At 36.8% G+C, this 12,837-nt stretch carries 6 protein-coding genes; 5 read left to right on the top strand and 1 reads right to left on the bottom strand.

Annotation, left to right across the window (positions count from 1 at the left end; all coding sequences use genetic code 11):
• The first annotated feature begins 27 nt into the window (after positions 1-27).
• Together QM481_RS00530 and QM481_RS00525 are read left to right on the top strand one after the other, a co-directional pair.
• Positions 28-1,317 (top strand): MFS transporter, encoded by a 1,290-nt coding sequence (locus QM481_RS00530; RefSeq protein WP_283380230.1) that lies wholly within the window; start codon positions 28-30, stop codon positions 1,315-1,317.
• A gap of 1,359 nt (positions 1,318-2,676) precedes the next feature.
• Entirely contained in the window at positions 2,677-5,472 is a 2,796-nt protein-coding gene (locus tag QM481_RS00525) for a TonB-dependent receptor (protein ID WP_283380229.1), read from the top strand.
• Between the two features lie 378 nt (positions 5,473-5,850).
• Here the strand turns inward: QM481_RS00525 and QM481_RS00520 are convergent, their stop codons facing one another.
• Entirely contained in the window at positions 5,851-6,492 is a 642-nt protein-coding gene (locus QM481_RS00520; protein WP_283380228.1) for a response regulator, read from the bottom strand.
• A gap of 28 nt (positions 6,493-6,520) precedes the next feature.
• Here QM481_RS00520 and QM481_RS00515 point away from each other — a divergent pair, with 28 nt between their 5' ends.
• From QM481_RS00515 to QM481_RS00505, 3 genes are all read left to right on the top strand, one after another.
• Positions 6,521-8,242, top strand: coding sequence for a tetratricopeptide repeat-containing sensor histidine kinase (locus QM481_RS00515; protein WP_283380227.1), 1,722 nt, complete (start codon positions 6,521-6,523; stop codon positions 8,240-8,242).
• A 278-nt stretch (positions 8,243-8,520) separates the two neighbouring features.
• Complete coding sequence (locus QM481_RS00510) at positions 8,521-10,908, top strand: glycoside hydrolase family 31 protein (protein WP_283380226.1); 2,388 nt, start codon at positions 8,521-8,523, stop codon at positions 10,906-10,908.
• 53 nt (positions 10,909-10,961) lie between these two features.
• Positions 10,962-12,695 carry a glycoside hydrolase family 9 protein gene (locus QM481_RS00505; RefSeq protein ID WP_283380225.1) on the top strand — a complete coding sequence of 578 codons (1,734 nt, stop codon included), beginning with the start codon at positions 10,962-10,964 and terminating at the stop codon, positions 12,693-12,695.
• Positions 12,696-12,837 lie beyond the last annotated feature (142 nt).

Raw genomic sequence — 12,837 nt, 5'->3', positions numbered from 1 at the left:
CAAATTCGTTAACTTATCTCTCTTTTTATGCAAAAAAATAATCCTAAAGTATTGAATGCTTGGGCAATGTATGACTGGGCAAACTCGGTACATTCATTGACAATTACCTCTGCGATATTTCCTATTTACTTTCCAGCGGCAGCCGTAATGATGCCCAGTAAAAGCACCAAACTGGACTTTCTGGGCTTGCAACTCGAAAATACCGTTGTGTATTCGTATGCGGTGTCGATTGGCTTTTTATTATTGGCATTTTCGGTTCCGTTTACTTCTGCCATTTCAGATTTTACAGGAAAGAAAAAAGCTTTTTTGAAGCTCTATTGCTATTTAGGCTCGCTCAGTTGTATGTTGTTATATTTTTTTGAGGAAGGACGCTACTACTTGGGAACCTTTGCCTTTTTGTTTTCAATCGTAGGCTGGGGGGGAAGTATCGTATTTTATAATTCCTATTTGCCCGAAATTGCTACCGAAGATCGGTTCGATAACTTAAGTGCCAAAGGATTTAGTTTGGGGTATATCGGGAGTGTGATTTTGTTATTGCAAAACCTAACAATGGTACTAAAACCAGAATGGTATGGCGGTATCACCAGCGGACAGGCTTCTCGTATTTCGTTTTTGTCTGTAGGTATTTGGTGGATTGTATTTGCGCAAATACCTTTTTCTATTTTGCCAGAAACCAAAAAAGAAAAGAAGAAAGAAGGTGGTTGGATTTTTAATGGTTTTAGAGAACTCAAAAAAGTATTCCATGAATTGCAAGGGCTAGAGTTTACCAAAAAATTCTTGTTGGCTTTCTTTTTTTATAATATGGCAGCACAAACTGTGATGTATTTGGGAGCGTTGTTTGGAAGTGAAGAGTTACATTTGCCCGACGATGCCTTAATTATCACGATTTTGTTGATTCAATTGGTCGCAATTCCTGGGGCCTATTTGTTTGCCAAAATTTCTAAGAAAATTGGTAATACTGCCTCTATTTCTTGGATTGTGGTTATTTGGATTGTGATTTGTATTGCAGCATATTTCGTTTATACCAAAAACCAATTCTTTTTGTTAGCTACAGGAATAGGTTTTGTGATGGGAGGGATTCAGTCCTTGTCGCGTTCAACGTATGCCAAGTTGATTCCTGAAAATACCCATGACACTGCATCCTATTTCAGTTTTTATGATGTGTGCGATCGCCTTTCGACTGTTATTGGGACGTTTATGTTCGGCTTAGTCAATCAACTGACGGGAAGTATGCGCATAAGTGTATTGGTACTTTCTGCAATCTTTTTAGTAGGGTATTTCTTGATAAAACGAATTCCTTCTAAGCAAATTTATTAGAACTAACAGATTTGTATTTTTAAGTGTTGGTTTTCCAACAAAATAGCCATGTAATCAATTGACTACATGGCTATTTTATTGGAAAATGCTTTATAGAATTAATGCTTAAATCCGAAGCCTTTAAGGTCAAAACAGATTTAATTAAAATATTTTTGAGTGGTAATAAAGCCCATAAATTGGGACTTTAGCCTCGATGATTTTATTTGTCCACAAGAACTTCTTTTTTCTCGCTAGTTGTCGAGAAATATTTTGTGCCACAATTCAAGCATGTGTAATACTTAATATTGGGAATAAAAAACAAAAACGTCTTTAAAAAAACACCTCTTTTGGTACGAGTACCGTAAGGGTTTCCACAGCTGGGACATTTTCTACTACTTGATTTGCGTACGAAGTAATAGATTAAAATCGAAAGTTGTACAAATCCGTACAGGAAAACGATTAGGAATAAAGGATTGATAGATTCTTCAAACATACCACTTAAATATAATATTGTGTGTTAAATATAGAACCAAGCCAACAAGGATATTCTTGGTCTCATAAGTTTGTAGTTTAAGCAAGAAAATTGTTTTTAAATTGATAGAACCCGATATTGATGGCGTATGTGGTTATTCGGGATGATTTTTCAGTAGATTGAGCGATTGTTACGATAATAAAGCAATTTCTAGTGACCAAATTGGAAAAAAAAACGTTAAAATCCAATAGTTTAAACTCAATTTTTTTAGGAAATGAGGGAGCGGTAAATGATTTGAACAACTTGAGGTGTATGTTACTAGTAGATAATGATATTTTAATGAAGAAATATTGATTTTAAGCTTATTTGTTCGAAATGTTGTATTTTGCCTAAAATATAACGTAGATGAAATTTTGTACAAGAATATATAGTTAAAGTACAATATAAATGATAAAAATCATTTGATAATAATAGCTTGTTGCAAATGTCTATATCTTCGGTTACCCTCAAATGACTGGATATCTATAAGTTTTTTAAAAGGTTTTTTAGTACACTATTTACTACTTACTCAATACAACTTTAGTGCCTAATTTATTGACGTTGAGTAGATTCTTATCGCCAATAGCTTAGGTATTTAGTCGTAATATATTTCTTAAATTGTACTATTTATCTCTATCACAATGCGAAAAAGCTTGATATTCATATTTCTCTAAATCATAAAACACACAATTTACGTATTTTTTATCTACACAAAAAAAAGATTGGTCTATATATAAAATTCATTGGTCTACAAGGCGCCTTTTTGAGGCTTTCTTCCTCTTTCTTGCACTAAACAAAAGCACTTCTTGCATAGTCTAAGCAACAAAAATCCGAAAAGATATAATTTCATCTTTATCTAAAATAAATTTATGAAAACCTATTTCCGAACCGCTCTACTAATTCTCGTTAGTTTTGGAGCTTGGGCACAAACGAGTCGACTTACTGGAAAATTTGTAGATGCCAAAGGCGAAGCCCTGATTGGTGTAAACGTAGTGTTGACTAATCCTAATGATGCAAAAGATAAGCATTTTGGTCCTTCCGATGTGAACGGCCGATTTATTATCAACCGTATTCCTCTAAATACCACATACCAACTTAAAGCAACTATTGTCGGTTACAAAGAACTAACCAAAAGTGTTACTATTTCGAAGGAATTTAATAACCTTGGAGATATTGTGCTACAAGAAAGTACCAACGAACTCAATGAAGTTGTCGTAAAAGGAAAAGCTGCGACAATGGTACAAAAAGGCGATACCTTACAGTACAATGCCAATGCTTTCAAAACAGCGCCCGATGCCAATGCAGATGAATTGGTAAAAAAATTGCCAGGAATTACTGTTGAGAATGGACAAATCAAGGCACAAGGTGAAAATGTGGCTCAGGTGCTTGTAGATGGAAAACCATTTTTTGGTGACGATCCCAATATTGCCTTGAAAAACTTGCCAGCCGAATTAATTGACAAAATTGAAATCATGGATCGCTTAAGTGATCAATCTCAGTTAACAGGATTCAATGATGGAAATACGACCAAAACTATCAATATTGTAACCAATCCCAATAGACGTAATGGTCAGTTTGGTAAAATTTATGCTGGATTAGGGACAAATGATAACTACACGGCAGGTGGAAATATCAACTTATTTAATGGTGAAAAAAGATGGTCTATTGTTGGGATGAGCAACAATATCAATCAGCAAAACTTTTCGAGTCAAGACCTTTTGGGAATAAGTAGCAGCGGCGGCGGTGGAGGTGGAAACCGTGGAGGCGGTGGCGGAAACCGTGGTGGTGGTAACTTTGGAAGTTCGGCTGATAATTTTTTGGTTGGACAACAAACGGGTATCAATACTACTAATTCATTTGGCGTAAACTATACTGATAACTGGGGTAAAAAATTAGCGATAAAAGGAAGTTATTTCTTCAATAATAGCAACAACAATAATACCCAATCTACTTATCGTACTTATTTCTTGAGTCAGGCTGCTAATCAGTATTATGATGAACAATCAAATAGCTCGAGTAATAATTATAACCACCGTTTGAATCTTCGCTTGGAATATACTATTGACCCGAAGAATACTATCATTTTTACGCCAAGATTGAACCTGCAAAATAATAACTCTACCAGTATTGTCGACGGTTTGACTACGGATGCTACTAATCAGAAACTCAACCAGACTTCAAATAATACTACTGCTAAGCGTACAGGATATACATTCAACAATGACATCTTGTATCGTCATAGTTTTGCCAAACGTGGTCGTTCAGTTTCTTTGAATTTGAGTACAGCTCTCAATGACAGAAATGCCAATAGTAACCTAGTTTCAAACAACCAGTATTTTACAAGTAATACAAGCTCAGCTACTAGACAGATTTCTGTAACTGATACTAAAGGTTATACTTTGTCCGCTAACTTAGTTTATACAGAACCTATCGGAAAAGGGTTATTACAAGGAACCTACAACGTGTCGTTCAATAATAATAAGAGTGATAAGGTAACGAATAAGTTTAACCCAACCTCTAATGAATATTCGGTGTTAGACTCCTTGTTGTCAAACAAGTTTGACAATGACTATCTTACGCATCGTGCAGGCTTGGGCTACAACTTGCGAATGAAAAATGGTAACTTAAACTTAGGCGCTAATTATCAATCAGCTGAGCTTTCGGGTCAGCAGTTGTTTCCTAGAACTACACAAGTAGAAACTAGTTTCCAAAATGTTTTACCATATTTGCAATGGGATTATAGATTTACGCAAGATAGCCGTATCCGTTTTAACTATCGTACTTCTACTAATGCACCAAGTATCACGCAGTTACAAAATGTATTAGACAATACTAACCCTTTGTTTTTGACCAGTGGTAATCCCAATTTGGCACAAGAGTATAGTCATAATCTAAATGCTAGATATACTTATAATATACCAGCTAAAGCGTTGACATTTATGTTGTTGGGTAATTTTGGTTATACCAAAAATCCAATTGGAAATGAGGTAACTATTGCTCAACAGGATATGATTATTGATAGAGGTGTGACTTTGAGAAAAGGTGCTCAGTTGACTCGACCTATCAACTTTGATAACTCTTTGAATATGCGTTCGTTTATGGTTATTGGTTTCCCATTGTCCTTTATTAAAACCAACGTCAACCTTACGTCGAGTTATAACTATTCGAAATTGCCAGGTAAAATCAACAACCAGTTGAACAACAGTAACCAGTATAATTTTAACCAAGGAATTACTTTTGCGAGTAATATTAGTACCAATATCGACTTTAACTTGACTTATAATTTAGGTTACAATCAAGTAGATAATACTTTACAGCCGCAGTTGAATACTAAGTATTATGTACATACAGGAACAGGTAGATTAAATTTGATTTTTGGAAAAGGATTTGTATTCCAATCTGATTTGAGCTACTATAGATACAATGGTTTGTCTGATTCTTTCAACCAACAGTTTATTTTGTGGAATATGTCCGCAGGGAAGAAATTCTTGAAAAATCAGCGTGCAGAAGCCAAAATCACAGTGTTTGATGTCTTGAAGAAAAATAATAGCATTACTCGTACGGTAACAGATACTTATATCGCTGACGTTCGCTCAAACGTTTTGACGCAGTATTTTATGCTAACTTTCACTTATAATATTCGTAATTTCAAAGGAAATAGCTAGAGCATAAGTGGCAAAGTGAACAGAGATAAAAGCACAAAGTGTGATTAGAGATTGAGCGCATGAGTGATTATTTCTAAAATGAATTCCATTTGTAGAGACGCAATGATTTGCGTCTAAAGAGGTGTCACGTTGAAATATAGTATCAAACATGAGTCATCCCGAATTTTTAGGATTGGGATTATTTTTCAAGTTTTTATCAAAAAGGGGTCGAAAAATATTTTTCGACCCCTTTTTGATGCTACTATGCTAAATATGACTTGGCTTAAGACGCAATCATTGCGTCTCTACTGATGGAATACAAATTTTTACATAATCGCTCACTTGCTAAATTCGTGATGATTCATGTTGGAAGAATTAGGCTTTTCTTAAGCCCAAAACCTACTTCACATATCCATATTCCAGTGCAAGTTTTAGTAAACTCACCATATTTTTAACATCGAATTTAGCTAGTAAATTACTGCGATGTGTTTCTACTGTTTTTTCGCTAATACAAAGCGTATTGGCAATTGATTTGGTCGTTTGTCCTTTGGCAATCAGTTCCAAAATCTCTTTTTCTCTTCTGGTAAACTTCAATTCGTGTAGATTCCGCTCTTGATTCTTTTGACGACTCAAGCCATTCATAATAATTTCTGTTACGGCAGCGCTTTGATAATTTTTCCCTTCACTAACTGCCCTAATAGCCTCTAAAAACTCTTCTCGTCCAGTATTTTTTAATAGATACCCTGATGCACCATTTTTCAACATTTTGGTAATAAAACTTTCCTCTTGGTACATCGAAACGGCTATTACTTTGGCCAGAGGATATTGTTCGGAGATATTTTTACATATATCCAGTCCACTTTCATTACCCAAATTGATGTCAAGTAATACCACTACATTTTCAGTGGGATTCATTATTTCAAAAAGTTCTTTGGCGGATTGGCACTGCCCAATGACACTTATATCAGACTCTAATCCGAGTATATGTGCGAGCCCTTCTGTAAAAATTTTGTGGTCATCGACCAATATTACACGAATCATCTGTTTTTTTGTCAAAAATCTGGTTACTATGAAAAGCTATTTGCGATATATACTTTTTAGTGTGGGAATATTTGTCTTGAATCAACTAAAGGCTCAGCAATTACCCCACCCTGATTCCCTTTATGAAAAATCCACCTTGGAGCGATACCTCAAGGAATTTCATGAAAAAAATAATATTAAGGGACTAGCCATGACGTATTTGACTCAAGCCAAAAGTCAAGAGCGATGGAATTTGCCCGACGAATCTCCCATTGAGAGTTATCGCAAAAGTATGGATTATTTCCGAGTCTTGGGTGATTCTTTACATTACTATGAAGTAAAAGGCTCGTTGGGAACCTACTTTATGGATCGTCCAATTTTTGCCAGTTATGCCAACGAATATCTGTCGAGTGCGGTACAATACTTTCGTAAGATTCATCGACCAGATATGGAAATTGGGCATTTGATAAATCTTGCCAATCTGGCTATTCGTCAGAAAGAAATGCAGAAAGCAAAACAGTTTCTTGTCCGTGCCGATGAGTTACCGCAATCCGCTATTTCAAAAGGAAGAAATGCTGCTGCTTGGGCAGATTGGTACAGGAGAAATGGGTTTTATATTGAAGCTATTCAGAAGGCTCGTTTGAGTTTATCTATTGCCCAAAATATCAAGGTGGCATGGTTAGAGGCTGTATCTTATTTCTATTTGGGGGCGGCTTATCGAAAGTTAGGACAGAATGAGGAGGCAATTCAATCGTTAAATTTAGCACAAACAATCACCGAAAAATACTTTAGTATGCTTTTGCTCCGCAAGGCAATATATGAAGAATTAGGTTTGGTTTATGAAAATGAAAAGCTGTTTAATAAGGCTTTTCAATACACTTCTTTAGCATATCAGACTTTTCAGTTGCTGGAAAGTTCGAAGCTAGAAGTGGAGGTTCGACAATATCGAGAGTATCAATTATTGGAAGAACAACAAGAGAAAATCTCAAAAATTGCCCTCGAAAAGCGCTTGGCTGAAGCTGAACTAGTTTCCCTGAAAGCTTCACAACGGATTTATCTCTTGACGATTCTGGTGGCTTTTTTGTTACTGGTCATACTTTTGTATGCCTATTTTTCGAAACAAAAGGTTGCCAAACTCCAAGCAGACAAGGTGTTCAAAACTGCACAAATAGATACCTTGCAAGCGTTGATTAATGGACAAGAACAAGAACGACTTCGGATTTCTCAGGATTTGCACGATGGGGTAGGGACTTTGCTATCAAGAATCAAAATGATGATGGACGCTCCGTTTTGGAACAATGTCCAGTTACAACATTTGCTCGATGATGCCTGTAAAGAGGTGCGGAATATCTCAGGTAATTTGCAGCCCTCAAATCTTCAAAATTTTGGATTGATAGCTGCCATTGAAGATTTGGTAAGTAAAAATCATTCTGAGGAAACGGAAATCATATTTCAAGTTTATGGACAAAGTTTTGATTTTGGAAAAGAAAAAACCTTGATGCTTTATCGAATTGTTCAGGAATTATTGGCAAATGCCTTGAAATATGCCGAAGCTTCGGAGGTGCTTATCCAATTAAGTTTTCAAGAAAACCATATTCACTTGACCGTCGAAGATAATGGAAAGGGTTTTGATACCAACATAGCGCAAAAGTCTGTGCGAGGGTGGCAAAATATTCGTTCCAGATTAGATTACTTACAAGGAACTCTATCTATTGAAAGCGATGGACAGTTTGGTACTTCCATCAATATAGAAGTAGATGAGAATAATTGATATGATTAAGAGAAGCTGGAATGCTAAAAACAAAACTCAGGGTTTTCCCTGAGTTTTGTTTTTAGGGATTAACCCTGAGTTTTATAAGATAAAAAAAATAGAAATTTGTATTAAAGAAAGACATCTCAAGTCTACACAACAAGTTGTATCCAAAAAACACATAAATATATATTGAAAATTGAATTGGGAGCTGCATTTTACTTTTGGGCATAGGATATGTATCTATGCCTAAAGTAAAATCTCTTATTTGTTATTAATCAATGGATTACGGAATAAATATGCAAAAATTTACAAAAAAGATTTTGGTGCTATTATCATTACTTTCCTCTGTCACCATGACACTGGGTCAAAGTGGACCAGCCTTACAAAACGAACCATTTGATCTGAGTCGTGATTTTAGAGATTTTACCAATACTTATTTTTTAGCGGATAGTTTGGCAGGTTTTAACCCAACTACCGGACAAGGACAGTTGAAATGGAGACGAAACCAGTACTATCCTCAGCACGCATTTAACAATACAATGGCGGGTATTCATAAGGTCTCAGGCAATGAGTTCCCAGGTATTGAATACGCTGCCGACCCAGTACTTCCATTTAGTATTGAGTTTGTTTCGCCCAAAACAATTCGCATCAAAGCCCAAACAGGTTATGTAGCACCGTCAACCGAGCCATCATTGATGTTGGTCAAAGAACCCAATAAAGATGCTTCATGGGTTTATTCAAAAATCAAGAATGGTCATCAGTATAAAAGTGCATTTGGTACGGTTGTGATTACCGAAAATCCTTGGGCAATAGAAATTCATGACGCCAATGGCAAACTACTTACCAAGACACGCCATCAGGTAGATGGAAAAACTTCTTTTACGCCCTCATTACCTTTTTCTTTTGTTCGTCGTGCAGCAGATTATTCGCGCAGTGTTGCAGCAGTATTTACACTTTCGCCTGACGAAAAAATCTTTGGCTGTGGCGAGTCGTTCACCCGATTAAATAAATACGGACAAAAAGTAAATCTTTATACCACCGACCCTAACGGCGTAGAAACCAACGGTATGTATAAGCCTATTCCATTTTTTATGAGTAGTCGTGGATACGGAATGTTTATGCATACTTCATCGCCAATTACTTGTGATTTTGGGGCGACATTTGGAGCTTCAAACGCTTTGTTAATTGGAGATGAAAGCTTGGATTTGTTTATCTTTTTGGGTGAACCTAAAGATATTTTGGACGAATATACCAACATTACAGGCAAGGCTTCCATGCCACCGTTATGGTCGTTTGGCTTGTGGATGAGCCGTATTTCGTATTTTTCGGAGCAAGATGGTCGTACGGTTGCCAAGCAGTTGAGAGATTATAGAATTCCTTCGGATGTGATACATTTTGACACAGGCTGGTTCGAAACCGACTGGCGTTGTGATTATGAATTTTCGAAAAATCGTTTTCAGGATCCTGTCAAAATGATTGCTGATTTGAAAGAGCAAGGATTCAGAACTTGCTTGTGGCAGTTACCTTATTTTGTTCCAAAAAATGAATTGTTCTCAGAAATAGTTTCAAAAGGATTGAGTGTCAAAAATGCCAAAGGAAATCTCCCTTATGAGGATGCCGTATTAGATTTTACCAATAAAAATACCATTGAATGGTATCAGAATAAAATCGGTAATCTGCTAAAAATGGGCGTGTCAGTCATCAAAGTTGACTTTGGCGAGGCAGCGCCATTGAATGGTATTTATTCGAATGGTCGTACAGGTTTTTACGAACATAATTTGTATCCATTGCGATATAACAAAACCGTAGCAGATATCACCAAACAAATTACAGGCGACAATATCATTTGGGCTCGTAGTACATGGGCTGGTAGCCAGCGTTATCCTTTGCATTGGGGTGGCGATGCCGAGGCTTCGGATATGGGTATGGAAGCGCAGTTGAGAGGAGGCTTATCAATTGGTCTATCAGGATTTAGTTTTTGGAGTCATGATGCTGGTGGATTTGCCGCCCAAACACCAGAAGATTTATATCGTCGTTGGGCACCTTTTGGCTTATTTACTTCACATTCACGTTGCCATGGTCAACCTCCCAAAGAGCCTTGGGCTTATAGTGAGAAATTCTTGAATACTTTTAGAAAAGTAGCAGAAACAAAATATAAATTGATGCCATATATCTATGCGCAAGCAAAGGTAGCTTCTGAAAAGGGATTACCTATGATGCGTGCGCTTTTTGTAGAGTTTCCTGAAGACCCTGGAGCGTGGCAAATTGAAAACGAATACTTGCTAGGGCAAGATTTATTAGTTGCCCCAATTTTTGAAACGGGCTCAAATGAGAGAAATGTATATTTGCCAAAAGGAAAATGGATTGATTTTCAGACAAATAAAGTGTATGAAGGAGGATGGCATAAAATGGGAGGTGGTGAATTCTCAATTGTTGTTCTTGTGAAAGATGGTGCTGTGTTACCTCAAGTACAATTGGCTCAATCTACTGCACAAATTGATTGGTCAACGATAAAACTGGTCAGTTATGCCACCAATGGCGTTGCTACTGGAAAAGTTTATCTACCAAATGATAGCCAGTGGCAAGAAGTCAGTGTGTTGATAAAAGGGAAGAAAACGCAATTACTCAAAGATCCATATAACCAAAAAGTCAAGTGGAATTGTGTAAGTTTTCTTGAAAAATAATACTATTTAATTCTTCGGTCGTTACTGACTATTTATCCAATTTATTTAATACTATGAATCAAGTTAGTTTTCGCTACTTGGCTGGATTTTTACTGGCAGGGTTTGGGTTATTAGCTCAAAATCCTGCCGACCAAATTCGGCTCAACCAAGTTGGTTTTTACCCCAATGCGCCAAAACAAGCGCTTGTGGTTGGTAAAAACTATGAAAACTTTACGCTTATTGAAAAAGAATCTCACAAGGTTGTTTATAAAGGGAGAATAAAAGCTGCAGTAAAAAGCCCTTTTTCTGAGAAATACACACAGGAAATTGATTTTTCTAACTTTAAGAAAAATGGGAGTTATATACTTTCAGTAGAAAAGCTCGGAGAATCGTATCCTTTTGAAATCCGAAATAATGCATTGAGTGGCGTAGCAAAAGCTTCTATTAAAGGCTATTATTTTCAACGCGTTTCTGAGGATTTGCCTGAGAAATATGCAGGAAAGTGGGCAAGAAAAGCAGGGCATCCTGATACCTCGGTATTGGTTCATGCCAACGCCGTCTCAACGAATCGTCCTGAAGGTACTCGTATCAATTCTCCAAGAGGGTGGTATGATGCTGGGGATTACAATAAATACATTGTCAATTCGGGGATAACCATGTACACTTTGCTTTCGGCATTGGAGGATTTTCCTAAAGTTGCTAACGACCTAGAATTGAATATTCCTGAGAGTGGTAATAATCTTCCTGATTTATTAGATGAAATTCTAGTGAATTTGGAATGGATGTTAACGATGCAAGATCCAACGGATGGGGGTGTGTATCATAAGTTAACGAATGCCAATTTTGATGGAATGGTGATGCCTGACAAGGCTACTCAGCCAAGATATGTAGTACAAAAGAATACTATTGCGAGTTTAGATTTTGCAGCCGTAATGGCACAAGCTTCAAGGATTTTAAAACCCTATAACCCTGAAATATCAAGTAGGTGTTTAACATCAGCGGAAAGTGCATGGAATTGGGCAAAAGCTAATCCTAAAGTATTCTATCGTCAGAATCAGAATAACGAAAAGTTTAAACCTGCTATTACGACTGGTGGATATGAGGATAATAATGATACAGACGAATGGTTTTGGGCATCAGCAGAGTTGTTTGTAGCCACGCAAAAATCCCAATATTGGGAAGGTATCGCTAGTACTGATGTGTATTGGCTTCCTATTCAATCGTGGAATTCGGTGATGCCTTTGGGAGCATTTTCTCTGTCAAAAGCACGAAAAACTTTGCCCTCATTTACGACTAATAAAATAGCACAAATTCAAAATACCGTCTTGCAGCAGGCCGATGAAATGGTGAAGGATTTGGATAAGCCATTGTTTAGAACAGTGATGGGAAAATCAGCCAAAGATTTTATGTGGGGAAGCTCTTCTCATGCGGCTAATCAAGCCATGTTTTTACTACAAGCATTTCAGCTTAATCCTAAAAAAACCTACTTGGAGGCAGCTTTGGGAAATATGGACTACTTGTTAGGAAGAAATGGTGTTGGATATTCATTGTTAACGGGTTATGGAAGTAAATATCCTATGCACCCGCATCACCGACCGTCTATTGCCGATGGTATAGACGAGCCAGTGCCAGGACTACTTTCGGGCGGTCCCAATCCTGGTCAGCAAGACCAGTGTAAATACGATTCGAAGGTTCCAGATGAGTCTTTTTCTGATTCGGATTGTTCGTATGCCTCTAACGAAATTGCCATCAATTGGAATGCTCCATTGGTTTATTTGGCAATGGCTTTGGAGTCTTATTATCATTAAAATGCACTTTCATACATTTGTTAATACGAATAGTTTTATGCCTATTTTTTTGAAAACCGTAAAATAACTTCCAGTGGGGTTAAGTTATTGATTAATAGCTTGTTGTTTTGATTTTTTGTTGCAAAAGACCGAAATGGTTGCT

Source organism: Flectobacillus rivi (assembly GCF_030056655.1).
GTDB classification, from domain to species: Bacteria; Bacteroidota; Bacteroidia; order Cytophagales; family Spirosomataceae; genus Flectobacillus; species Flectobacillus rivi.
Note: the sequence above shows the minus strand (reverse complement) of the source record. Positions and strands in the feature narration are given on the sequence as shown.